This window comes from Mesorhizobium maamorense, from assembly GCF_044998965.1.
Lineage (GTDB): Bacteria > Pseudomonadota > Alphaproteobacteria > Rhizobiales > Rhizobiaceae > Mesorhizobium.
On sequence record NZ_CP173356.1, the window covers coordinates 1,731,008 to 1,755,218 of the forward strand.

Here is a 24,211-nt window from a genome sequence, read left to right on the forward strand (position 1 = left end):
TGTTCGAAAACCCGCCGGGGACCTTGGCGGGTTTTCTGTTTGCCGTGACTGAAGGCTTCGGCACGTGTTTATGGACGCGCCGGCCTAGCTTGCTGCTTCGTCATTTCGATCCGCGGGGTTTCGATGAGCTTGGAATCCGTTCGTGCCTTCTTTGCCAGCAAGGCGCCTGACATCGACGTGATCGTGACTGACGCGAGTTCGGCAACCGTAGCATTGGCTGCGCAGGCGCACGGCGTGTTGCCGGCACAGATCGCAAAGACGATCTGCCTTCGCGTCGGCGAACGCACCATGCTGGTCGTGACCAGCGGCACCGCCAGGCTGGACAATCGCAAGTTCAAGGATCGGTTCGGCAGCAAGCCGCGCATGCTGGAGGCCGCTGAGGTTATCGAGGCAACCAGCCATCCGGTCGGCGGTGTCTGCCCGTTCGGCCTGCCGGCGCCGCTGCCGGTCTATTGCGACGTGTCGCTGCGCGGTTTCGAAGAGGTGGTGCCCGCCGCCGGCGCCACCAACGCGGCGGTGCGCATCGCACCGCAACGCATGGCTGATCTCACCGGCGCCGAATGGGTCGATGTGTGCCAGGGGTAGATGGCGATAGATGAGACGGACTTTGGGGGTAAGTCCTTGTTTAAAATGGTCGGAGTGGCCGGATTCGAACCGACGACCCCTTGACCCCCAGTCAAGTGCGCTACCGGGCTGCGCTACACTCCGGACCGCGCAAAGCCATATATATTCGAGGCTTGGCGCGCAAGCGCTAAAACCGCCTCCGGAAGCAGAACCAACCATCGCCGATAAATCGCGTCAAACCTGACCGGAAGTCCCACGGGCATTCGCGGGTCGCTCCGTGGACCATGCCATGAGCAAGGCTTCCTTCAGGGTAAATGCCTCCACCTGTCGGGGCTCTCTTGGCCGGGAATTGCTTTCCAAACGTGGCGTCGCCGTTCGAGGCGGGGAAGATGTCGCCCTGCATTCAGAGATGACGGGCCCGGCGATGGCTCAATCCGGTGGCGGAAATAAATTCCCTTTCGCCAACTCCCGCCTTGGAACAAACCGCCCCCGGTCCGGTTTGGCAACCGTCCGGGGAACTTAGGAGGGACGAAATGACCGGCAAACTCCATATCGGCCTTCCGTGCGCGATCATCGTCGCGGCGGCCAGCATCAGTGCGTTCTCGGATCCGCTGCCTCCTGACATCACCTATCGGCCATTGCCGAGCCAGCCCTTTTCCGCGGTGAAAGCCGATGACGAGGCGCAGAAGCCTGGCGTGATGGAGCGTCAGAAGAAGCTTTTGGAGCAACGTTATGATCTGGCTGACCGTCCGATACCGGGCGTGATGATGACCGACGGCAAGAAGCCGGTCCAGGGTGGCGTCAGGGTCAAGCTGGCGGGTGGCTCGACCTGGGACAGGCTAAGCTCGATGAGCCCCGGCGATATTCGTGACCAGGGTCTTCTGCCGGCTGGCTTCCTGCCGCTACCTCATGTCAAGCAGGCTGCCGGAGGCCAAGTGTTTCCCGAGAAGGAAATCCGCGAGATCGGCCGCCAGGAAGGCCGTGATCTGCGCCGCTTCGACGTCGATTTCGATCTTCCCGATCACCTGACGCCCGAATTCCCGCCACCGATTTTCCTGACCACCCACCCTGAACTCGGCGATGTCTCGCGCGGCGAACTGCTTACCATCCGCAATTACTACGAGATCATGAACGGCATCATCACCCCAGTACAGATGGAGGGTTTGCGGCTTCTGCTGACGCCATTCCCGCAGGAAGAGTTCAATCAGACCGAGGACCGCAAGGTCGCTGGCCAGAGCATGGGTGTCGCCTGCCTTGATTGCCATTCCAATTTCAACACTAACGCCGCCTTCCATCAGACACCCGACATCAGGCCGCAGGCGGCGCGCTTCCGTCTCGACACCACCAGTCTGCGCGGCCTCTTCAACCAGCAGATACATGGATCGAAGCGCTCATTGCGGTCCGTGGAGGATTTCACCGAATTCGAGCAGCGCACCGCGTATTTCAATGGCGATCATGTCAGTGCCACCCGCAAGGGCGTCAACCTGCCTGACCGCCCGAACCAGGTGGCGATGATGGCACAGATGCAAAACATCATCGATTTCCCGCCGGCGCCTAAGCTCGATCCGTTTGGCCGCCTCGATCCGGCACTGGCGTCAGCAGAGGAATTGAAAGGGGAAGCGGTGTTCATGGGCAAGGGCCGCTGCTCCCAATGCCACAATCCGCAGACGTCCTTCATGGACAACAACATGCACGATCTGAAGCTCGATCGTTTCTACAAGCCAGGACAGACCGTCAACGACATGGTCGAGCTTCCCGACGGTCCGATCAAGACGTTCGCGCTGCGCGGCATCAAGGACACGCCGCCCTATTTGCATGACGGCCGCCTGATGACGCTCGCCGACACGGTCGAGTTCTTCAATCTGGTGCTGGGCACCAAACTCGACCAATCGGAAAAGGACGCGCTGGTCGCCTATCTGCTCGTGCTCTGAGAAAGCGCGCCGTGATATCCGGCGCGATACGCTTCCCGAGGAGGTTCGCATGCGTCTACTCGCAACTGTCGTGGGGCTTGCGCTTCTGCCTGCCGCCACCGCCTTCGCCCAGTTCGGCAATCCGGCTGGCATGGCGCCGGACACGATGAAGGAATCTCCCGGCAAGCCAATGCCTCACCAAACCAACTATCAGGACCGGCTGTTCGCGCAGCTTACCGCTGCTGGCGGTCTGGCCGAGGTCCGCTTCGGCGAGCTTGCCGGACAATCCGAAAATGCCGCGGTGAAAGACTTTGCCCGCAGGATGGTTGACGACCACCAGAGGGCGAACGACAGGCTGAAGTCGCTCGCCGAAGCGGCCAAGATGCCGCTTCCGCCTGGGCTGGATGCCGAGCACGAGGAGATGCGTACCAGGCTGGAAAAGCTTACAGGCGTCGAATTCGATCTGGCTTACATCAGCGGCCAGATCGTCGAGCATCAGAAGACTGTGCAACTCCTTGAATGGGAGATCGGCTCCGGCCAGGATCCGGATGTCCAGCATTTCGCCTCGGATATCCTGCCGGCCGTACTGGAGCATCTGCGAATGGCGCGGGACGTCCGCAGCAAGCTGGTGAACCCGGCATTGGCCGATGCCTCGGGCCAGAGCAAGAAGTGACCGTCGCGTCGGCGGCCAATCCGCGCGTTGGCAGCGCCTCTGGCCGAACCTGCCATAGCCCGGGCGGAACAATGCTCTCCACTCGCGGTTTGGGCGAGCAACCCAAGGGAGACCTTCATGACACAATCGCGCGACTGGTTGATACAGTGGCTGAGAGACGCTCACGCCATGGAGGAGCAGGCCGAGACGATGCTCTCCGGGCAACTGTCACGCCTCGAAAGCTATCCGGAACTCCGCAACCGCATCCGTCAGCATCTCGACGAGACGCGGCAGCAGGCCTCGCGCCTCAAAAGCTGTCTTGACCGGATCGGAGAGGGATCCTCCGCGATGAAAGACGCAGGCGGCAAGCTCACCGCCATGGCCCAGTCGATCAGCGGCGTGTTTGCCGGCGACGAGGTGATGAAGGGCTCGCTCGCCAGCTATACTTTCGAGCATATGGAGATTGCCTCCTACACGATGCTCATCGCCGCGGCCAACGCCGAAGGGGAGGCCGAGGTGGCGCGTGTGTCTGAGCAGAATCTGCGCGAAGAGGAGGCGATGGCGGATTGGCTCAAGAGCCATCTCGCCGAGACGACGCAGATGTTCCTGTCTCGCGCCGCGGCCGACAGCGATGCCGCAAAACGATAATCGGGCCTGTCATCGCGTCGAATTTCGCCGGCCATGATCGTGCGACAGCGGCAGCGCGCGCTGCCTGTCGGCGGCGGCGACTATCGAGCCGATAGCGCTCCGCGGTCACGTGAAGCTTTCGGCATCGCCAGCCGTAATTGCCGCTGATGACGGTGTTCCAGCGCGATCGCGCCCCAGACCAATCCGAGCAGCAGATAGACGTGGCGCCAATGGTCGATGTCGATGAAGGTGCCGAGCCCGACATTGCCGATGAAGGCGACATAGGCGCACAGGAGATAGGGCTGCCATGGCCGGTCGCGCAGCAGGATGCGGAATCCGGCACATATCGTCCAGAGGACAAGCGTCAGGAACGATACGAAGCCGAGCCAGCCATAATCCATCAGCATCTTCAGCCAGATGTCGTGGGTGTCCTCGCCGAAGATGGTGCCGAACACCAGAGGCCCGATGCCGAACGGGTGCTCCATCGCCATTTGGAAGCCGATTGCATAGCGGGCGAAGCGGCCGAGGCGGGCGGTGTCGTAGCTCTGTTCGAGATGGGCACGGTTGGAGAGCATTTCCGCCACGCCCGGCAGCTGCAGGATGACGATCATGGCGATCGTCAGCAGCGACAATGCCGCGATGGTCATCACCACCACGCGCAGCCGGAACATGCCGCTGTTGCTCTGCAGGAACAGGCAGCCGGTAAGCAGAACGGCAGAGACGGCAAACATGCCCCAGGCGCCGCGCGAGAAGGAGAAGAAGATGCCTGATGTGATGATGAGCAGCGGCACCGCCAGCAGCGGCATGCGCGAGACCGGCCCGGTCAGCAGCAGATAGAGCAGATAGATGCCGGGCAGAACTAGGAACGGCCCGAACACGTTCGGGTCCTGGAAGGCGCCTGCGGCGCGGTCGTATTTGGTGAACATCTCCGCGCCCGGGAAGGCATGGAAATACCCTGCTATGCCGAGCAGCGAAGTCATCACCGCGGATACGACATAGGCAATGAAGATCAGCCGGTAGAGGCTCGGCTGCGTGGCGGTGACCGATGCGAAGAAGACCGCGCTGAAGGCGAGAAACAGCGACACTGCAAGGTAGAGCGGCGTGTTGGCGAGGTCTGACATCTGCGTCATGGCGATCATGCCGCCGATATTCATCGTCACCAGAAGCACCAGCAGCGGCGCGGCCGCGTGCGAAATCCTCAAACCGAAAAGCGCCCAGATGGCGATCAGGCCGGCCATGTAGATCTCGTAAGGAGCCGGCTCGCTGATGACGAAGCCGGAAAGCAGGATGCCGAGCCCGACCGCGCCCGAGGAAATCAGCGCGATCAGCTTCGCATTGACCGCCGCGCGCGGCAGGTCATGGGTGACCGCGCTCAATAGGCGTTTTCCGTGTTGAGCAGCCGAATCGGCGTCAGGAACAGGATCCGCAGGTCGAACAGCATCGACCAGTTCTCGATATAATAGAGGTCGTATTCCGTCCGCATGCGGATCTTCTCGTTGGTGTCCATCTCGCCGCGCCAGCCATTGATCTGCGCCCAGCCGGTAACGCCGGGCTTGACCTTGTGGCGCGCGAAATAGCCGTCGACCACTTCGTTGTAGAGCAGGTTGTGCGACTGCGCGGCAATCGCGTGCGGCCGCGGGCCGACCAGCGACAGCGAACCCAGCAGCGAATTGAAGAACTGCGGCAGCTCGTCGATCGAGGTCTTGCGGATGAAGCGGCCGACGCGGGTAACGCGCGGGTCGTTCTTGGTGACCGTCTGTCTGGCGGTCGGGTCCGACCGGTCGGCATACATCGAGCGGAATTTGTAGACTTCGATCACCTCATTGTTGAAACCATGCCGCTTCTGGCGAAACAGCACCGGTCCCTTGCTGTCGAGCTTGATGGCGATAGCGGTCGCCAGCATCACCGGTGAGAACACGACGATGCCGATCAGGCTGAAAACGATGTCGAAGGCGCGCTTGGCCACCGAATCCCAGTCGTTGATCGGCTTGTCGAAGATGTCGAGCATCGGCACCGAGCCGATGTAGGAATAGGCGCGTGGACGAAACTGCAGCGCGTTCGAATGCGCCGACAGCCGGATGTCGACCGGCAGCACCCACAGTTTCTTCAGCAATTGCAGCACGCGCGATTCGGCGGTCAGCGGCAGCGACACGATCAGCATGTCGATGCGGGCGACGCGGGCGAATTCGATCAGCTCCGAGATTGTGCCGAGCTTGGGATAGCCGGCGACGATAGGCGGCGAGCGTTTGTCGCTGCGATCGTCGAAAATGCCGCAAATGCGGATGTCGTTGTAGGGCTGCCTCTCGACCGAGCGGATCAGGGCCTCCGCTGCCTTGCCGCCGCCGACGATGACGGCGCGCCGCTCCATGTGGCCGTCGCGCGCCCAGCGCCGGATCAGCTTCGACATCACCAGCCGCAGGCCGAAGATGAGAATGAAACCGACGGCGAACCAGGTGCCGAACAGCAATCGTGAATAGTTTTCAGATATCTTCATCACGAATGCCGTCAGCGCCATGAGGGCGAACGTGCCGGCCCAGACCAGCAGCAAACGTCCAAAATTGGCGATCGGCCGCATGAGCGAGACGATCTGGTAGCAATCGGTGACGTCGAGCAGCACCACTGCAAGGAACGACGCGGCGGCGATCGTCAGCGGATATTGCCAGGCGAAATAGTTGAAGAAGCCGACAAAGTAGAAATAGACGCCGAGGCCGGAAAGGAACAGCACTGCGAACTCGACCATCCGCAGGACGCCGCTGACCATGATCGGCGACATCGTATCGCGCCGGTATTGCGAGGCGACCTGACGGGCGACATCATTCATGCCGCCCGGCATGCCGCCATCGGTCGGGGTGTCGAGTTTGCGCACAGCCTCTGCCGAAAAGCGGTGCACGGGATCGATCTCGTTCATGGGATTTCCGCAAGCTTCCCCCAGGCAATAGCAAAAGAGAGCTAAGAAACCCTTGAAACAACGCGTGGCTTTGGAAGGGCTTGGGCCGGTGGTTTATTTGGCCAGCGCCGCGAAATACGCTTTCTCGATCTCGGCAGCCATGACATCGGCTCCGAAGCGTGCCTCCAGATCGGCGCGATCGGGCATCAGTTTTCGATAGGCGGCGGGATCGGCCAGCGCTTCGGCGATCTTGTCGGCAAGCTGCAACGGATCAGGTCTGATCAGGGCAGGGGAATCGGCGCCGAAGATCTCCGGTATGCCGCCAACGGCCGTGGCGATCATCGGTTTTCCCGCCGCCAGCGTCTCGAGCACGACATACGGCAATGCTTCGGCGCGCGAAGGAACGACGACCAGCGCGCCCAGCGCAAAGGCATCCCTGGCCGGCATCGGCGGCAGGAAACGCACATTGCCGTCAAGCCCGAGCCGCCTCACTTGCGCGCGGTACCGAGGCAGGTTGTCGCCGTCGCCCACCATGACCGCGCCCAGCGGGCGTCCGAGCCGTGTCCCCGCAAGGGCCAGCGCGTCGATGAAGATGTCGGGTCCCTTGAGGTCACGCATCATGCCGATGTAGAGCAGGTCCACCATTCCGGGCTTCTCCGGAACGGGGTCGAACTCAGCCGCGCGCAGGCCATTGTAGATCAGCGCGTTCGGAATGGGCGCCTCGCCGACCTTCCTGCGATAGGTGCGTCGCTCATAGTCCGAGACGAACAGCAGACAGTCGGTGAAGTGAGCCATGGATCGCTCGAGCGCGAAGAACAGCTTTCCCGTGAACGTGCTCTCGTCATAGTGGAGAGAACCGCCATGCGGCGAATAAAGGCGGGCTACGCGAGACCTTGATACCCGCAACAGTGAGCCGAACAGACGGGCATAGGCGCCACCCTTGGCGCCGTGCCCGTGCAGCACGTCCGGCCGCAATTCCTTGATGATTCCGTAGGTGCGCCAGGCCGAGGCGAGATCCCCCAGTCCGACATGGCGCTGCATCGGCGTGCGATGGATGCCGAGCGCCAGTATGGCCTTCATCCGATCGAACAAGCGCTCCTCGAATTCCCCGCCTGTGGTCGAATCGCACACGATGCCGACCGAATGGCCGGCGGCGACCTGAGCTTCCGCGAGGTCCCGCACATGCCGAAATATCCCGCCGACAGGTGAACGAAAGCAATGGACGATCCTGAGTTTGTCCGCCACGTGTGTTCGTCAGAACAGACGTTCGCGCACATAGACGGTATCTCCGGGCAGCAGCGGGTCCGACGTAACAACCCGGCCGGTCATCACCTTCCCGTTGATATCTCGGGTGATGTCGACGCTTTCCTGGTTGGCGCGCGGCGTGAAGCCGCCGGCAATGGCGACGGCTTTCTGAACGGTGAGGCCGGGCACATAGGAATACTGGCCGGCGGCGCCCACTTCGCCCATGACGAAGATAGGCCTGTAGCGGTCGATCTCGACGGAAACATCGGGATCGCGCAGGTAGCCTTGGCGCAGTTTGTCGGCGATTTCCTTTTCCATCTGCTGGGCGGTGTGGCCGCGCGCCGGCACGGCACCGACCAGCGGGAAGGAGAGATATCCGGACTGGTCGACACTATAGGTGTTGGTCAGCCCGTCCTGTTCGAACACGGTGACGCGGACGCGGTCACCGGCGCCCAGGCGATAGGGTTGATCGAGCACCTCGTGGAAGGCGGCCGGCGTCGGCCGGTAGCTGGAGCAGCCAGCAAGCATCGACACGGCAAGCAGCGCGCGAAAGAGGGAAGCAGTGCTTTTCATGACAGGACACATACCTTCGACTGGCCGCTGCGGCGTCGCAGCAAACATCTGAGAGCGCGTCCGTTATCGTCCTGTTAGGGTTAATGGCCGGTAAAGGGTACGACCGATACGGCATCGATCGACAGGAGTTTTACAACTTTGGCGATTTTGCTTGGCGCCTCCCAGTAAGTCCTAGCGGAAGCTTGCTGTGATCTTAACGGCTGAGTTACCATAGTTGTTTACGGTGCATGCGATCCGTATCGGAGTAGGATGCATGTCCGTTCAGTCCACGGCCGCAGACGTTGACGTCGATCTTGGGCAGCTCTTCGCCAGCCTGGCGAGGAACTGGCTGCGAATATTGGTCGTCTCCCTGGTGGTCACCGGGTTGGCGTTTGCGCTCGCTTCGCTGGCAACCAAGCACTACAAGGCCCAGACGCAGGTTCAGATCGATACGCGTGAATCCGTCTACACGCGCCCCGCCGGCAGTAATGACAGCGACAAGCCGATCCTCGATGAGCAAGGCGTCGCCACCCAGGTCCAGATCATTTCGTCCAACGAAATCCTGAAGCGGGTGGCGCAGAAGCTTGATCTGTCGCGATTGCACGAATTCGATGAAACTGTCGATATGTCGCCTCTCAGCCGCCTGCTGATCCTGGTGGGGTTGAAGAACGATCCCCTGGATATCCCGGTCGATGAGCGCGTCCTGAAGAAGATGCGCGAGAAGCTCAACGTCTATGGCGTCGAAAAGACGCGTATCATCGCCATCGAGTTCTCCTCGGAAGATCCCAAGCTCGCGGCTGCTATCCCCGATGCCATTGCCGCCGCCTACATTGCCGGGCAGGGCGCGGCCAAGCTCGAATCCAACACCGCCGCGGCGGACTTCCTGGCTCCCGAGATCGCCGATTTGCAGAAGCAGGTCAGGGATGCCGAGGCCAAGGTCGCCGCCTATCGCGCCCAGTCGGACCTTCTGGTGGGCGGCAACAATTCTGTGCTCGCCACCCAACAACTGGCCGAACTGTCGACCGAATTGTCGCGGGTGCGGGCCAACCGCGCCGCCGCCGAAGGCACCGCCGACAGCGTGCGCAAGGCGCTGCAGAATGGCGGCTCGCTGGATTCGCTGCCCGAGGTGCTGTCATCCGATCTGATCCAGCGCTTGCGCGAACGGCAGGTCGAACTGCGCGCCAACATCGCCGACCTGTCGACGACGCTGCTCGATAATCATCCGCGCATCCGCGCGGCAAAATCGCAGCTAGCCGATCTCGACGCGCAGATCCGCAGTGAAGCTCAAAAGGTGATGAAGGGCCTGGCGATGCAGGCCGATGCCGCCAAGTCACGTGAGAGCCAGCTCGTCGCCGACGTCAACACGCTGAAGGCGGCTTCCGCGGAGGCAGGCGAACAGCAGGTCGGTCTCGATGCGCTGCAGCGTGACGCTGCCGCCAAGCGCCAGCAGCTCGAACTTTACCTGACCAACTACCGCGAGGCGGCTTCGCGCCAGGATCGCAATTACGTGCCGGTCGACGCGCGTGTCATCTCGAAGGCCGTAGTGCCTTCCGAGGCCTACTTCCCCAAGATCGGGCCGATCGTCGGTGCTGCTTTTGCCGCCTCGCTTTTGCTCATGTCGGTGTTCACGCTGCTGCGCGAACTCTTTTCCGGCCGCGCCATGCGCCCGGCCAGCGGCGCTCGCTTCGAGCCGATCGACGAGGTGGCGATGCCGGTCGCGGCCAGGGAAACGACGATCATTCCAGAGTCCGGGCCTGAGCACCACGCTGAGAAAGCGGTGGAACCGGAGATGATGGTGGAACCGGATCTGCTCTCGCCGGCGGAATCTGCCATAGAGGTCGAACCCGCCGCCGGCGCACCGGTCGCCGAAACCGTCCCTGTTGCCGAGGCCGTCCCGGTCGCCAAAACCAGGCCGCGTTCGGTGCTGGGCGAGATCGACGTTGAAAAAGCGGCGGAAAAGCTGATCGCAAGCGGCGCCGCGCGCGCCATCTTCGTGTCGCCCGAAGGTGACGAGGCGGCCGCGTCCGCGATCCTGGTGGCGCGTGAGGTCTCCGACGCCGGCCTGCGCGTGCTGCTGCTCGACCTCACGGCTTCCGGCGCCGCCTCGCGACCGATGCTCGACAGCGGACTGTTCCCGGGCATCACCAATCTGCTCGCGTCGCAGGCGCAGTTCAGCGAAGTCATCCACCCCGACCTCTATTCCGACTGCCATGTCATTCCTGTCGGCACCGCCGATCCGGTTCGCGCCATGCGCGCCGCCGACCGGCTGCCGATCATCATGCAATCGCTGACCACCGCCTATGACCTGGTGGTGGTCGAATGCGGTCCCGCCGACGCCCAAGGCATCAGCCGTCTGGGTGGCGATGCGACCGAGGTGTTCCTCTCCATGCTGGAGCCGGATGATGAGGTGACGCAGGCCGCCGTCAAGCTTATCGAGAATGGCTATCCGGAGTTGACGCTGGTGACCCCGCTCGGCCACGAACCGCCGGGCACCCCGGTGCCGGGAAGGCGCTCGGCGGCTTGAGTCCGATGAGCGGCGCTTGTGGTCATCACGTTGGAAGGTGGGCGGGTTAGCTACCGTCCTCGGCGGGCGCCGGCGCCTGGCCAGCGGCCTTGCGACGCAGCAGCTTGGTCAGCTTCCAGATCGTCGGACTGTTCTTGACGACGGCTTTCAGCCTGGCGCTTTGCCGCAGCCCCAGCGCCAGTGCGCGGCCTTTCGACGTCAGCGGAACCAGCACCTCGAAGTGCTGCGTTTCGATATCGCACCATAAACGCTTGTACGGCTCGTCGCCGACCGAGAAATCATAGACGTCGAAACCCGCCTCGCAGGCTTCCTGGATATTGCCGAAGAACAGGAAGTCGCCGGGGCTGGTGTGGGCGAGGTCATCCTCGGCGATCGCGCCGAACTCGCAGATCAGCCGTTTGCCCGAGCGGCTCGATCCGGTCACGGCGCGAAGCTTGCCGGCGACCTGGAGCCCGTGCAGCACGAAGGAGGGCTTATCCTCGGCAAGCGCCTCGGTGAACAGAGCACGGAAGAACGCGCGCACTTGATTGTCGCCGAAGACGTTGGCGATGCCCATCCTGCGGAAGCGGGATTCCTTCATCTCGAAAAAGCCGTCGAGCAGCCGGCCGACCTCGTCCACGGTCCGCGCCTCGATGCGCCGATGGCTGCCGATGGCCTCGAACTTGCGCGTCTGCGAGCGGTGCTTCTTGCGTTTGCGCTTTCCGTTTGCGCGAGAGAGCAGTGCATCGAAACCGCCGACCAGGTCGACGGCGAGCGACAGGTTCGGGCTGTTGAAATAATCGAACGAGGCGAGTGGGTTGGCTACGCCATCGAGGTCGGGCAGCAGGCGTTCGAAGGCGACGAGATCGATGTCGGGGCGAGCCTCGGCTATGGCCGCCAGGGTCGAACGAATAGCCGCACTGTCCGCCCTGGCAAGCCATTGCGGGTCGGCGGCGACGAAATTGCCATTGGCGTGGCGGCCGCCCATGAAGCGGGCAACACGGAATGGCCCATGGCCGACGACCTCCAGCGCCAGTGCGAAAACCGGTCTGCCTTCGCAATTCAGCATCGCCACGACCGGGTCCGGCTCGACCTGCGCGGCCCAGTTGCGGATCCAAACCGCGCTCTGCGCCGGCGCGAACACGGCGGAGCGGCAGAACGCGGCATAGGCCGCGATCCCATCGGCGGAAGCGGTGGAAACCGACAGCCCAGCCGGCTCTATCGGCGGCACACTGGGCGGGGCTTCGATTGCCGCCAGGCGATTGCCGTCAAATGACGCGGCCGCGTCAACCATACCTCAATCCTTAGGACGTATTGCTGCCGATTTGGGGGCGCTCAGGCGTATCCGTGCTTGGTTCAGCCTAGGCGCAAAAGGTGAAGGAATGATCGACGGCGGGGAGGCAATCCGAAAGCTGGCGCTCAACGTCGCCCGCTATACCGGCCTCGCACCGCTGGCCAAACCGCTGGTCGGCGGTATTGGCGCCATCCTCATGCTGCACCGCGTTACGGCAAAGCCCGAAAAGCCAGACAGCGTCAACCGTCATCTCAACATTGCGCCCGGCTTCCTCGACGCCATGATCGCCGGCCTGAAGGCGGATGGCTACGCCTTCGTCTCGATGGACGAGGCGGTGGAGCGTATCGCGGCGCGCGGCAAGGGCGGCCAGTTCGCCGCCATCACCGCCGACGACGCCTATCGCGACAACATGACCGAAGCCTTGCCGGTGCTGGAAAAGCACGGCGCGCCGATCACCATCTATGTGGCTCCGGGGCTGATCAACGGCACTGCGGATCTGTGGTGGGACGTGGTCGAGGATCTCGTCAACGCGGGCGATCGCCTGACCCTGACGACGTCCGACGGGCAAACGACGATCGACTGCACCAGCCCGGCCAAAAAGCTCCAGGCCATCGCACGGCTGCACACCTATCTCACCAGCGAGGTTCGCGAGGAGGACCTGCGCGCCGTGCTGCGCGAACTGGCGCATGCGAACGGCGTCGACGCCGGCCGGCCGCGCGTCGACACGCTGATGACCTGGTCGGAGATCCGCGCGATCGCAGCGCATCCGCTCGTAACGATCGGTGCTCATACGATCAACCACAGCAATCTGAAGCGGCTTTCAGAAGCCGACGCGCGGCACGAAATCGTCGGGGTGAAGTCCATCCTGCGAGCCGAGCTGGGCGAGGAGCCGCGCCATTTCGCCTATCCCTACGGCTATGCCAGCGCCGTCGGCTGCCGCGAAGTGGGCTTTGTCCGCGATGCCGGCTACACCTCGGCCGTGACCACCCGTCATGGCGTGCTGCGCCCCGAACACGCCGGCTTCCTGCACGCATTGCCGCGCATCTCGGTCAACGGCCGTTATCAGAACCTCGCCCACATCCGCACCATGCTGTCTGGCGTGACGACGCCGCTCGCCAACGCCGGAAAGATGGTGGTCACCATCTGAGGCCGGCCGGCAACGGTTCAGCGCTTGGGCCGAGGCTCCAGCATCAGCCATTTGATGATGCCCATGGCCGGCAGCACCCAGAGCAGGCCGCTTAGCAGGAAGAACAGGAAATGCGTCCACGGGCCCGCCTCGGACAGCCGGGCGACCGCGAAGATCGATGCGACCAGCGCGTAGATGACGACAAGCGCCACCAGCAGGAACATTCCGATCAGCTTTTTCAGGCGCACGGGCATGGTTGGCCTCCTGGAGCCGGGGTAGAGTGCGGCCCAGCTCAATGTGTCGGCTTGGCCATAGGCCTTGACGCGAAGCTGTGCAACCCGACAGACGCGGCGCGACGGCGTGCCGCGCCGCCCGGTCTTGCATGCGGGAATGCGATGGTCCACCAATCCGCGACTTCAACCTGCCGGGATAAATCCATGGCCGCCATTACTGCCGCGCCTTACGAGGCGCGTGACCGCGATCTGCACAACCGCGCGCTGGTGCGCGGCTGGCTCTACGTCGTGCTTCTGGTGCTGTTCGCGCTGGTGCTGGTCGGCGGCGCCACAAGGCTCACCGAGTCCGGCCTGTCGATCACCGAGTGGCAGCCGATCCACGGCGTCATCCCGCCGCTCAACGACGCCGAATGGCAAGAGGAATTCCAGCGTTATCAGCAGATCCCGCAATATGCCGAGCTCAACAAGGGCATGAGCATCGAGGCATTCAAGTCGATCTTCTGGTGGGAGTGGGCGCATCGTCTCCTGGCGCGCAGCGTCGGCCTGGTCTTCGCCTTGCCGCTGCTGTTCTTCTGGGCGGCGCGCCGCATCGAGCGCGGACTGGGGCCGAAGCTGGTCGGCATCCTGCTTCTCGGCGGTCTGCAGGGCGCTATCGGCTGGTGGATGGTTGCCTCGGGTCTGGTCGACCGCGTCTCGGTCAGCCAATACCGGCTCGCCACCCATTTGACGCTTGCCGCCCTGATCTTCACGGCGACCATGGTCGTCGCGCGCGGCCTGGCGCCGCATTCGGAACCTGCGGCCGATCGTTCGACCCAGAAACTGGCTGGTTTCATAGTGCTTCTGGCGCTGATCCAGATCTATCTCGGCGGTCTGGTCGCCGGGCTCCACGCCGGCCTGAGCTACAACACCTGGCCGCTGATGGACGGCAAGATCATCCCCGGCGATCTGCTGATCCTGGAGCCGGCATGGCGCAATTTCTTTGAAAGCCCCAAGACGGTGCAGTTCGTGCACCGGATCGGCGCCTACACGGTGCTCGTCGTCGCCCTGTGGCACATGATCGCCGCGCGTCGCCGTCTGCCCGGTTCAACGCATGCTCGTCGCGCGACGCTGTTGTTTGCCCTGGTGCTGGTGCAGGCCTCCGTCGGCATCGGCACGCTGTTGATGCATGTGCCGCTGCACATGGCGCTGATCCACCAGGGATTCGCGTTGATCGTGCTGGGGTTCGCCGCCGCGCATTGGCGCGGCACCAAGGGCGCCTATCCCTTGCCCCACGAGATCGCCCTCGGACGCTGAGTCTCACCGGTCACATCCAGAACGTTCGACTGCGCCATCGTCTTGTCGCCGTCGAATTCCGCCTGACGCAAGGCTGCACGGATCAGAAGCCGAGCCGTACCGTTCGGATCGCTGCTGCGACCGACAGTTCGCGGTTCTCCTCGATCGCGTTGTCGTCCTCATGGTGCCAGGAAGCCGACAGGCAGCCATAGGCGATGGCGTGATCCAGTATTGCCGCCGGCGTCTGGCTCAGCGTTCGCGCAAAGACTTCAGCCATCCCGGCAATCCGTGGGGGATCGAGACAAAGGTCGTCGCGATCAAGAGGATTGTAGAACATGTTCGCGGCATCGAATCCCGGGTCGCCGAGAACGCCCTTCGGATCTATCGCCAGCCAGCCGCGTGCTCCGTGCATGATGTTGTCGTGATGCAGGTCGCCATGCAGCGGCCTGACATCATGCGGACCACCCAGCAGCCGGTCGGCGATTTCCGCCGCTTCGACATAAAGGCTGTTCCGGCCAACGACACGGTCGGCCTCCGCTTTCTTAAACAGGCTGGAAAATCGTTCCCGAAGCGGCTGCAGGTCGGGCGGAGCGGGGTGATCCGATGGCGAAAACAGCTTTGCCATCACCTCCGCCGCGATTTCCGTGGCGGCCAAATCTCCCTGCTCGGCAAGAACATGCGACAGCATGGTCTCCCCGGCACATTCGAGCAGCATGGAGTGCCCGTCGCGGCCCAGCAGCCGCACGGCGCCTTCGCCGCGCCGCCAGGCAAGGAAATGCTCGCCGCGCAACTCGTCTGCTACATCGTCGAATGGCTTCAGCGCCTTGACGATCGCCGGCGAGCCATCCTCGCGCCGCACCTTCCAGATGCGGCTCGAAAAGGTCTCGGCGATGAGCTCGGGCGCGCTGATCTTCCAGCGGTCCGGAAATGCCGGTGCCGCCATCAGAGGCCGAGCATCAGGTCCATGTTCTGTACGGCAGCCCCCGATGCCCCTTTGCCGAGATTGTCGTAAACGGCGAGCAGCAGGGCCTGCGCGCGCTTGTCATTGGCAAAGACGTAGAGCTTCATGCGGTTGGTGCCATTGTAGATTTCCGGATCGATCTCCGGAATGCGCTCCAGATGCGCATAGGGCGCCACTTCGACCACGCCGCCCTTGATGGCGGCGAAATGGTCGGCGATGGCTGCATGGAGTTCCGCACCGGTCGGCACATGGTCGAGGCCACCGAGCTGCAGCGGCACCACCGTGATCATGCCTTGCGCGAAATTGCCCACTGCTGGCTGCATGATCGGATCGTGCGCCAGTTTCGCATAGGCCCTGAGCTCCGGCACGTGCTTGTGCTGGAGGGTGAGCCCGTAGGGTAGAAATTCAGAGGCGTCCTCGCCCTTGGCGACATAGTCCTCGATCATCGGGCGGCCGCCGCCCGAATAACCGGAGATGCCGTTGACGGTGACCGGGAAATCCGCGGGCAGAAGGCCGGCGGCGACCAGCGGCCGCAGCATCGCGATCGGTCCTTGCGGCCAGCAGCCGGGATTGGCGACGCGTTTTGCCGCCCCGATCTTCTTCGCCTGCTCCTTGTCCATCTCGGCAAAGCCATATTCCCAGCCTTGCGCGACGCGATGCGCGGTCGAAGCATCGATGACCGTGGTGGTCTCGTTGGAGATCAGCGACACGCTTTCCTTCGCCGCATCGTCCGGGAGACACAGGATCGCAACGTCGGCGGCATTGAGGAATTCGGCTCGCGCCGCCGTTTCCTTGCGGCGCTCGGCGGGAATTGAAATGATCTCCAGGTCGCCGCGCTCGGCAAGCAGCGCCCGGATCTGGAGGCCGGTGGTGCCGTGCTCGCCGTCGATGAAGATTCTCGGTTTCATTGGCTGATCAAATTCCCTGATATCGAAAACTATATGCCGTTGCCTTGATTCACCGCGGCGCCGTTGTGGCTGCCGTTGTTCAGCTCTTCGAGCCGTGCTTTCCGCTCGGCCAGCAGGCCAAGATACTGCATGGCGATCATCGAGCCGGCAATCGCCGTTATATCGGCGTGATCGTAGGCCGGCGCAACCTCCACGACATCGGCCCCGACAATATCGATCTGATTGAGCTGGCGCAGCGTCGACAGGATCTTTGCAGAGGACGGCCCGCCGGCGACCGGCGTGCCGGTGCCGGGTGCATAGGCAGGATCAAGGCAGTCGATATCAAAGGTGAGATAGGTCTTCTTGCCGCCCGTCCTGTCGACGATGGCGTAGGCGATGTCGGATGCACGCATCTCCTCGATCTCGTGACCGTAGAGGATCTTGATGCCGAACGTGTCGGGCGCGTGGGTGCGGATGCCGATCTGGATCGAGCGGTCGGGATCGATAATGCCTTCCTTGACCGCGCGGCCGACGAAGGATCCGTGGTCGATGCGTTTGCCGTCATCCTCCCAGGTATCCTGGTGCGCATCGAACTGCACCAGAGCGAGCGGGCCATGGATTGCGGCATGTGCCTTGAGCAGGGGCCAGGTGACGAAATGGTCGCCGCCCAGCGACAGCAGGAAAGCACCTGTCTTCAGGATCTTGGTCGCCTCGCGTTCGATCGTCCCCGGCGTCTTCTGGTGGTTGCCGGTATCAAGCAGACAATCGCCATAGTCGACCACCGCGAGGTGCTCGAACAGATCGCGCGAAAAGGGATATTGCGGATCGTTGTCGAGGATTGCCGAGGCGCGGCGGATCGCCTGCGGCCCGAAACGCGCGCCGGGCCGATTGGTGACGGCGGCATCGAAAGGGATGCCCCAAACCACAGCGTCCGCGCCTTTCACATCCTTCGTGTATCTGCGTCGCATGAACGACAGCGCGCCGGCATAGGTCGGCTCCAGCGAAGCGCCCGTCTTTGAGCGGGCTGTGAAGGCATGGTCGATGTTCTTGTTCGCCATTACGGATCCTTGGTTTTCATCGGGGTGCAACAACTACAGAACCGGCACGCAACATGCCAGTCACAGCTTGGGGAAACGAAACGGCGCGGGCGCGGTGCCGCCGCGAGACAGGATTGTATCATCATGACGCAGACCGCGTTTCTTGATTCTCCCCATGGCGCGGCGTCGATCCAGTCCGGCACGGTGGCGGGTGAGCGGTTCCTGGTTCTCGATTCGTGGCGCGGCATCTGCGCCCTGCTGGTGGCGCTGTTCCACTTCCCGACCGCTTCGACGATCTCGCAAAACGCCTTTGTCGGTTCGTCCTATCTGTTTGTCGACTTCTTCTTCGTTCTCTCCGGTTTCGTCATCGCCAGCTCCTATGGCTGGCGGCTGAACCAGCCGCGGGAGGTCGCACGCTTTGCGGTGGTGCGCTTCGGCCGCATCTATCCGCTGCATTTTCTCATGCTCGCCGCCTTTGCCGGATTCGAGCTGCTGCGGCTGATGCTGCCGCAGGTGCATGGCGCCGGTGCCGCTCCCTTCACCGGCGGCTTCAGCCTCCAGAGCCTGCTTGCCAACCTGCTGCTGCTCCAGGGGGTCGGCTTCGAGGACCAATTGACCTGGAATGCGCCAAGCTGGAGCATTTCGGCGGAGTTCTTCGCCTATCTGTTGTTCGCGGGAGTGGTCTTCACCGCAGGCGCACGCGCCTGGGTGTGGTTCGTCGCCGCCGCCATCACCGCGCCGCTGTTCCTGCTTGGTTACTCGACCCACCATATGGATGTGTCCTTCGATTTCGGCTTCATACGCTGCCTGTACGGCTTCTCACTCGGCGCCTTGCTTGCCTGGTTCCAGCATGATTCCATTGCAGGCGCGCGACAGGCGCTTGCCCGGACCGGCCCGCTGCTGAGCTGGACCCTTGCCGAAATCGTCATGGCGGCTGTCATTGTGCTTTTCGTTGCACTGGCGGGCGACAATGATGCCGGGATAGCAGCACCGCTGGTGTTCGCGCTGGCGCTGTTCCTCTTTGCCCATGAGGGCGGCTGGATCAGTGTCTTCCTGAGAACCCCTTTCATGCTGACGCTCGGCGCGCTGTCCTACTCGATCTACATGGTCCACATCTTCGTCCAGGCGCGCATGATCAACGTCGCCGGCCTGGTCGAGCGCAAGCTCGGCCTCGGTCTTGTCGGCGACATCGTCTTGCGCGGAGAGCCGGCGATCGGCTTCGGCGCCGGCTGGGCGGGGGACGTTGCGATCCTCGTCATGCTCCTTGCCACGATAGGTGTCTCCTGGATCACCTGGCGTTTCGTCGAGATGCCCGCGATGGCCTGCTTCCGCCGACTGTCGAAACGCATCTGAGGCGACATATCGCGGCAACCGCTAGCCGGCTTCGTTCACCCAGATGTCACGGGCATCGCCTATTCCCGGTTCGATCCGGAATGGAGCGATTCTCGATGCGGACCTTCTGGCCGAGCCTTCTGCTTTCCGTCACGCTGGCGGCTTCCGCCAGCCAGTCAATGGCGGGCGAAACCCGCGCCAGGCAGATCCTCGACCGCTTCGAACATGCCAACCAGTGGCGCGACCACGTCATGGTGGCTGCGCATCGCGCCGGCAGCATGCAGGCCGGCAAGAGGCTGTATGCGGAAAATTCGCTTGCCGCCGTCGAAGGCTCGATCGCGATCGGCGCCGAGATCGTCGAGGTCGACCTCAGGCGCTCCAAGGACGGCGAGTTCGTCGTCATGCATGACAGCTGGCTTGATCGCACCACGACCTGCGAGGGTGAGGTGGTTAAGTACACGCTGGCCGAACTGAAGAGTTGCCGGCTGGTGATCGAAGGCACAGGCGCCGTCACCGACGAGACAGTCTCGACGCTGCGCGAGATGCTGCTGGCGACCAGGGACAGGATTCTCATCAATCTCGACAACAAGCTGGAGGTTGGGGACCTGTCGGGCATGGTCGCGGTGGCGCGAGATCTCGGCATGGCCGACCAGGTCATCGTCAAGGAAAACCTCTGGAGCCAGGCCAGGATCGACATGGTCAAGGCCGCCATGGCTGCAATCGGCGGCGGCTTCCAGTTCATGCCGATCATCGCCGACGACGCAGTGCATGACGCCGGTTTCGTCGCGACGGTCGACCATGCTTTTGCGCCGCGCGCGATCGAGCTGATCAACTGGCGCGCCGGCGCGGAGACGTTGACCGAGACTGGCGGAGCGCTGTTCAGCGCGCGCATGCGCGCGACGGCGGTGAGGGGCGACTGGCACATCTGGGCCGACACCTACGCCATCGTCAACAAGCCCGGCGGCTTCCTTGCCGGCGGTCGGGGCGATGAACTGGCGGTTCAGGCCAGCCTGCCGCGTGAAGCCTGGGGCTTCTGGGCCGATCGCGGCGCCACAATCATCCAGACCGATGAGCCGAAGGCGGCGATAGGCTGGCTGGCGGCAAATGGGTTTCGCGTGCCCTATGCGGGGACGGGCGAACGCGTCGAACCTGCCGCGACCGCCAGCATCAATTGATTTGCCGCGGCTGAAGTTCCGGCCTGGTTGTCGCAGGCCGGCGCCTGCTGACGCAACGGTGTCAGGGGAAACCCGTTATCCATGGGCATGCCCGATACCATCGTTATCAAGCGCCCTGCCGCCTATGCCGCCACCGTTGCTGCGACCAGCCTCGGCTTCGTGGTCGTGCAGCTCGATGTCTCCATCGTCAACGTCGCGCTGAACAGGATCGGTACTGGGCTGTCGATGGGGGTCGGCGGCCTGCAATGGGTCGTCGACGCCTACACGCTTGCCTTCGCCTCGCTGCTGCTCGCCGGCGGCGCCCTCGGCGACAGGGTCGGCGCTCGCCGCGTTTTCGTTGGCGGCATGGCGCTGTTCAGCATTGCTTCGCTGGCTTGCGGCCTGGCTCAGAGTGCCTGGTTCCTAATTGCGGCGCGCGCTGCACAAGGCGCGGGTGCCGCCTTGCTGATGCCGTGTTCGCTGGCACTCCTCAATCGCGCCTACGCATCCGACAAGGCGCGCCGGGCACGCGCCGTTGGGCTGTGGACGGCGGCGGGCGGCATCGCGCTGTCGGCAGGGCCGGTGCTCGGCGGCTTCATGGTCGCGTCGCTTGGCTGGGCCAGCATCTTTCTGGTCAACCTGCCCATTGGCGCTCTCGCCATCTGGATGGCTTATCGGTTTCTGCAGGAAACGCCGCTCAAGGCCGAGCGGCCGCCGATCGACTGGGTGGGGCAGGGACTTGTCGTGCTGGCGCTGTTTTCGCTGACCGGCGCCTTTATCGAAACCGGTTCATCGGGCTGGACCTCGATGCCGGTCATCGGCGGACTGGTATTGGCGGCGGTGGCCGCAAGCCTGTTCCTGCTGGTCGAGAGCCGGACGAGGGCGCCGATGTTTCCGCTCGGTCTCTTTGCCAGCCGCGTGCCGGCTGTGACTAGCCTCGTGGGACTGGCCGTCAACCTGACGCTCTATGGCACGATCTTCATGCTCAGCCTGTATTTCCAGCAGGAAAGGCATTTTTCTCCCGAAATGACGGGGCTCGCCTTCCTGCCGTTCATGGCGGCAGTCACCCTGTCGAACATTGCCGCCGGGCGCATTGCCGCAAATCATGGCCCACGATCGCCCATGGCGATTGGCCTGTTCGTCGGGGCAGCCGGTTTCGGACTGATGGCGCTGATCCAGGCCGATACGTCCTACCTGTCGCTGCTGTGGCGCCTGCTGTTCCTGCCGGTCGGCATTGGTCTTGCCGTACCGGCCATGACCACCGCGCTGTTGTCTTCCGTGCCGGCGGAGATGTCGGGAACGGCATCGGGCGTGCTCAACACCGTGCGCCAGTCGGGTGGCGCGATCGGGGTGGCGCTGTTCGGATCCGCCTTGGCGCTGGGCACGATCGAGGGCATGCAACTGGCATTCCTGGCCTCGGCGCTCGCGGTGGCCGGCTCGGCACTTTGCGCGTTCCTGTTCATCCGCGACGCCGACCATTCCGCTCAATAGTGATGCGCAACGCAAAAAGGCCGCCCGGAGGCGGCCTTTCGGTTGTGAAGCTGCGATGCGCTTAGCGCTTCGAGAACTGGAACGAACGACGGGCCTTCGCCTTGCCGTACTTCTTGCGCTCGACGACGCGGCTGTCGCGGGTCAGGAAGCCGCCCTTTTTGAGCACGGCACGCAGCGCCGGCTCGTAATAGGTCAGCGCCTTGGAGATGCCGTGACGCACAGCGCCGGCCTGGCCCGAAAGGCCGCCGCCGATGACCGTGGCGACGATGTCGTACTGGCCCGAGCGGTTGGCGGCGATGATCGGCTGGTTGAGGATCATCTGCAGGACCGGACGCGCGAAATAGGTCGCGAATTCCTTGTCGTTGACGACGATCTTGCCCGAACCTGGCTTCACCCAAACGCGCGCGATGGCGTTCTTGCGCTTGCCGGTGGCATAGGCGCGGCCCGACTTGTCGAGCTTCTGGACATGGACGGGTGCCGCGGCCTGCGTATTGGTGTTGCCGGTGGCGGCGCCCAGTTCTGCGAGCGAGGAAAGCTCAGCCATCTTATGCGACCTTCTTGTTCTTGGAATTCAGCTTGGCCACGTCGAGCACTTCTGGCTGCTGGGCGACATGCGGATGCTCGGCACCTGCATAGACGCGCAGGTTCTTCATCTGGCGACGGCCGAGCGGGCCACGCGGCACCATGCGCTCGACGGCCTTCTCGACGACACGCTCGGGGAAACGGCCTTCAAGCAGTTGGCGCGCGGTGCGCTCCTTGATGCCGCCGGGGTGCCCGGTGTGCCAGTAATAGACCTTGTCGGTGAACTTCTTGCCGGTGAACACCACCTTGTCGGCATTGATGACGATGACATTGTCGCCGTCGTCGACATGCGGGGTGAAGGTCGGCTTGTGCTTGCCACGAAGATGATTGGCGATAACGGTGGCGAGACGGCCGACGACGAGACCTTCGGCGTCGATCAGGATCCACTTTTTCACCACATCCGCAGGCTTCTGCGAAAAGGTTGTCATGTTTTCTGCTTTCGGTTCGGACCTTCCCCAATCCACAAACGATAAGGAAGGCGTTTCTTGTTGCTTGGATTGGCGAAAAGCGCTTGCCCGCCGCCAATAACAAAACGGCGGCCTTTGCGGGCCGCTGCTTCGTGAGGGCTTATAGGGGAGAAGGGTAGCCCTCGTCAAGCATCATTGGGAGTCAACGAAAACGAAAAACCGTTAAATTTCAAGCGCTAAACTATGTGGTATTATTTTACAACACGGCCTACCGCCAAAACGGCTGGTATTTCGCTCACCGCCGGCCACTCGTCACTGCAAGCAGGAGTCTGATGCCGACGGCGACCATAATGGCTCCGGCTAGCCTTCCCTGCCACACGACGAAGCTGCTTCGGCGCGACAGCCAGCCGCCGACCGCGCCGGACGTCAGCGCGACGGCGCCGAGGACAACCATTCCCATCGTCTTCATAGTCGTGCCGAGAATGATGAACTGCAACGCCGCTGGACCGGCCCAAGGGTGAACGAATTGCGGCAGCATCGCTAACATGAAGGCAAGCGTCGTCGGATTGGTGAGATTGCAGATCATGCCCTGCCGGAAAGCGGCTGCAGTGCCACCGGTGTTGGCAAAGGCAAAGGTACGACTTTTATCCTGCTGGCGCGCCAACAGGAATTTGACCACGATGGCGATCAGATAGATGGCGCCGACGATTTGGAGAAAGCTGTAAAGAGGCGGCGAGGATGTGATCAGCGTGGCAAGTCCCATCGCAAGTAATGGAATTTGCACGACGCCGGCCGATACGCAGCCTGTCGCGGCCGCCAGCGCGTGGCGCCAGCCCTGTCCGACGCCGCGACTGATCACAAGCATCATATCGGGCCCGACGCCGGAAAGCTGGTAGGCAAGCACGGCGCCGAGAAAGGCAAGGTATGTGGTCAGATCGGGCATGCCGCAAAACGGACGTGTCGATCGGGAGTTCCGGCCAGGATGCCGGATCGGCCTTCTCCGTGTCAGCGTTTCGGCGGGATCGAATAGGTTCCGGTGGCGTGCGCCACTGTCTGCCCCTCCGGGCCAGCGACGATGTCGATGTCGAAGACCATCAGGTTCTTTCCGAGCTTCAGGATGCGGCAATGGCCATCGATCGGTCCCGCTTCGGCCTTGCGGACGAAATTGATGTTGAGATTGGTGGTGACCGAGAGCGCATCCGGCCCGGCATGGCTGAGCACGCAGACATAGCCGCCAATGTCGGCCAGCGTGAACAAGGCGGGGCCGGACACCGTACCGCCGGGACGCAAATGCCGTTCGCCGGCATTAAGCCGCACGGTGCAGCCGCCGGGAAACACGTCGGTTGCCTCAAAGGCCGCGCCCTTTTCGTTGAGCTGCGGAAACACGGTCTCCATCAGCGCATTGACCTGGGCTGCTGTCAGCACCGGCTCGAGCTTGGTCTGGGCGGGCATTTCGGTCCTCATTCTGCGCCAAGCCTGTATGGGCGAAGCGGCG

23 protein-coding genes and 1 tRNA gene are annotated in these 24,211 nt (G+C 63.1%); 10 read left to right on the plus strand and 14 right to left on the minus strand.

Annotation, left to right across the window (positions count from 1 at the left end):
- The first annotated feature begins 123 nt into the window (after nt 1-123).
- Nucleotides 124-585, plus strand: a complete 462-nt coding sequence (locus ACIU1A_RS08775; protein ID WP_140521801.1) for a YbaK/EbsC family protein — start codon at nt 124-126, stop codon at nt 583-585.
- Between the two features lie 46 nt (nt 586-631).
- On the opposite strand, the gene ACIU1A_RS08780 is transcribed toward ACIU1A_RS08775, so the two are convergent.
- Nucleotides 632-708: transfer RNA gene (locus ACIU1A_RS08780), tRNA-Pro, on the minus strand.
- Between the two features lie 389 nt (nt 709-1,097).
- Between ACIU1A_RS08780 and ACIU1A_RS08785 the strand changes: the two genes are divergently transcribed.
- From ACIU1A_RS08785 to ACIU1A_RS08795, 3 genes are all read left to right on the plus strand, one after another.
- Nucleotides 1,098-2,495, plus strand: coding sequence for a cytochrome B6 (locus ACIU1A_RS08785; protein ID WP_404927090.1), 1,398 nt, complete (start codon nt 1,098-1,100; stop codon nt 2,493-2,495).
- Between the two features lie 49 nt (nt 2,496-2,544).
- Entirely contained in the window at nt 2,545-3,147 is a 603-nt protein-coding gene (locus ACIU1A_RS08790) for a DUF4142 domain-containing protein (RefSeq protein ID WP_404927091.1), read from the plus strand.
- Nucleotides 3,148-3,264: 117 nt separating this feature from the next.
- Nucleotides 3,265-3,774, plus strand: a complete 510-nt coding sequence (locus tag ACIU1A_RS08795; RefSeq protein ID WP_140781469.1) for a ferritin-like domain-containing protein — start codon at nt 3,265-3,267, stop codon at nt 3,772-3,774.
- An 80-nt stretch (nt 3,775-3,854) separates the two neighbouring features.
- Here ACIU1A_RS08795 and ACIU1A_RS08800 read toward each other — a convergent pair whose 3' ends face one another.
- The 4 genes from ACIU1A_RS08800 to ACIU1A_RS08815 form a co-directional block, all read right to left on the minus strand.
- A complete protein-coding gene (locus ACIU1A_RS08800) occupies nt 3,855-5,129 on the minus strand; it encodes an O-antigen ligase family protein (protein WP_404927092.1) in 1,275 nt (424 codons plus the stop codon).
- Entirely contained in the window at nt 5,126-6,661 is a 1,536-nt protein-coding gene (locus tag ACIU1A_RS08805) for an undecaprenyl-phosphate glucose phosphotransferase (protein WP_404927093.1), read from the minus strand. The genes ACIU1A_RS08800 and ACIU1A_RS08805 overlap by 4 nt, the downstream gene beginning before the upstream one ends.
- 93 nt (nt 6,662-6,754) lie before the next feature.
- The gene (locus ACIU1A_RS08810) at nt 6,755-7,885 is read right to left on the minus strand and encodes a glycosyltransferase family 4 protein (RefSeq protein WP_404927094.1); all 1,131 of its coding nucleotides are present in this window, start codon (nt 7,883-7,885) and stop codon (nt 6,755-6,757) included.
- Nucleotides 7,886-7,894: 9 nt separating this feature from the next.
- Nucleotides 7,895-8,458 (minus strand): polysaccharide biosynthesis/export family protein, encoded by a 564-nt coding sequence (locus ACIU1A_RS08815; RefSeq protein ID WP_140493982.1) that lies wholly within the window; start codon nt 8,456-8,458, stop codon nt 7,895-7,897.
- Nucleotides 8,459-8,711: 253 nt separating this feature from the next.
- Between ACIU1A_RS08815 and ACIU1A_RS08820 the strand changes: the two genes are divergently transcribed.
- Entirely contained in the window at nt 8,712-10,961 is a 2,250-nt protein-coding gene (locus ACIU1A_RS08820) for an exopolysaccharide transport family protein (RefSeq protein WP_224705935.1), read from the plus strand.
- Between the two features lie 46 nt (nt 10,962-11,007).
- Here ACIU1A_RS08820 and ACIU1A_RS08825 read toward each other — a convergent pair whose 3' ends face one another.
- Nucleotides 11,008-12,234, minus strand: coding sequence for a GNAT family N-acetyltransferase (locus ACIU1A_RS08825; protein WP_404927095.1), 1,227 nt, complete (start codon nt 12,232-12,234; stop codon nt 11,008-11,010).
- A gap of 88 nt (nt 12,235-12,322) precedes the next feature.
- Between ACIU1A_RS08825 and ACIU1A_RS08830 the strand changes: the two genes are divergently transcribed.
- A complete protein-coding gene (locus ACIU1A_RS08830) occupies nt 12,323-13,381 on the plus strand; it encodes a polysaccharide deacetylase family protein (RefSeq protein WP_404927096.1) in 1,059 nt (352 codons plus the stop codon).
- 17 nt (nt 13,382-13,398) lie between these two features.
- On the opposite strand, the gene ACIU1A_RS08835 is transcribed toward ACIU1A_RS08830, so the two are convergent.
- Nucleotides 13,399-13,614 carry a DUF2842 domain-containing protein gene (locus tag ACIU1A_RS08835; RefSeq protein WP_140556977.1) on the minus strand — a complete coding sequence of 72 codons (216 nt, stop codon included), beginning with the start codon at nt 13,612-13,614 and terminating at the stop codon, nt 13,399-13,401.
- Nucleotides 13,615-13,797: 183 nt separating this feature from the next.
- Between ACIU1A_RS08835 and ACIU1A_RS08840 the strand changes: the two genes are divergently transcribed.
- Nucleotides 13,798-14,886, plus strand: coding sequence for a COX15/CtaA family protein (locus tag ACIU1A_RS08840; RefSeq protein ID WP_404927097.1), 1,089 nt, complete (start codon nt 13,798-13,800; stop codon nt 14,884-14,886).
- Nucleotides 14,887-14,968: 82 nt separating this feature from the next.
- Here ACIU1A_RS08840 and ACIU1A_RS08845 read toward each other — a convergent pair whose 3' ends face one another.
- The 3 genes from ACIU1A_RS08845 to speB are packed head-to-tail and all read right to left on the minus strand — an operon-like array spanning nt 14,969 to nt 17,771.
- A complete protein-coding gene (locus ACIU1A_RS08845; protein ID WP_404927888.1) occupies nt 14,969-15,811 on the minus strand; it encodes an aminoglycoside phosphotransferase family protein in 843 nt (280 codons plus the stop codon).
- Nucleotides 15,808-16,734 (minus strand): N-acetyl-gamma-glutamyl-phosphate reductase, encoded by a 927-nt coding sequence (gene argC / locus ACIU1A_RS08850; protein ID WP_404927098.1) that lies wholly within the window; start codon nt 16,732-16,734, stop codon nt 15,808-15,810. The genes ACIU1A_RS08845 and argC overlap by 4 nt, the downstream gene beginning before the upstream one ends.
- A gap of 29 nt (nt 16,735-16,763) precedes the next feature.
- Complete coding sequence (speB, locus tag ACIU1A_RS08855; RefSeq protein ID WP_140521821.1) at nt 16,764-17,771, minus strand: agmatinase; 1,008 nt, start codon at nt 17,769-17,771, stop codon at nt 16,764-16,766.
- Between the two features lie 123 nt (nt 17,772-17,894).
- Between speB and ACIU1A_RS08860 the strand changes: the two genes are divergently transcribed.
- From ACIU1A_RS08860 to ACIU1A_RS08870, 3 genes are all read left to right on the plus strand, one after another.
- A complete protein-coding gene (locus ACIU1A_RS08860; protein ID WP_404927099.1) occupies nt 17,895-19,103 on the plus strand; it encodes an acyltransferase family protein in 1,209 nt (402 codons plus the stop codon).
- A 95-nt stretch (nt 19,104-19,198) separates the two neighbouring features.
- Nucleotides 19,199-20,257, plus strand: a complete 1,059-nt coding sequence (locus tag ACIU1A_RS08865) for a glycerophosphodiester phosphodiesterase family protein (protein WP_404927100.1) — start codon at nt 19,199-19,201, stop codon at nt 20,255-20,257.
- 81 nt (nt 20,258-20,338) lie between these two features.
- Nucleotides 20,339-21,727, plus strand: a complete 1,389-nt coding sequence (locus ACIU1A_RS08870; RefSeq protein ID WP_404927101.1) for an MFS transporter — start codon at nt 20,339-20,341, stop codon at nt 21,725-21,727.
- A 61-nt stretch (nt 21,728-21,788) separates the two neighbouring features.
- Here ACIU1A_RS08870 and rpsI read toward each other — a convergent pair whose 3' ends face one another.
- The 4 genes from rpsI to ACIU1A_RS08890 all read right to left on the minus strand — a co-directional run bounded on the left by rpsI (nt 21,789) and on the right by ACIU1A_RS08890 (nt 24,168).
- Nucleotides 21,789-22,271: a 30S ribosomal protein S9 gene (gene rpsI / locus ACIU1A_RS08875; protein ID WP_140493960.1), complete on the minus strand. Its 483-nt coding sequence runs from the start codon at nt 22,269-22,271 to the stop codon at nt 21,789-21,791.
- A gap of 1 nt (nt 22,272) precedes the next feature.
- Nucleotides 22,273-22,737, minus strand: coding sequence for a 50S ribosomal protein L13 (gene rplM, locus ACIU1A_RS08880; protein ID WP_010915638.1), 465 nt, complete (start codon nt 22,735-22,737; stop codon nt 22,273-22,275).
- A 274-nt stretch (nt 22,738-23,011) separates the two neighbouring features.
- Nucleotides 23,012-23,659 carry a LysE family translocator gene (locus ACIU1A_RS08885; RefSeq protein ID WP_404927102.1) on the minus strand — a complete coding sequence of 216 codons (648 nt, stop codon included), beginning with the start codon at nt 23,657-23,659 and terminating at the stop codon, nt 23,012-23,014.
- A 62-nt stretch (nt 23,660-23,721) separates the two neighbouring features.
- Nucleotides 23,722-24,168: a PaaI family thioesterase gene (locus ACIU1A_RS08890; RefSeq protein ID WP_140493956.1), complete on the minus strand. Its 447-nt coding sequence runs from the start codon at nt 24,166-24,168 to the stop codon at nt 23,722-23,724.
- Nucleotides 24,169-24,211 lie beyond the last annotated feature (43 nt).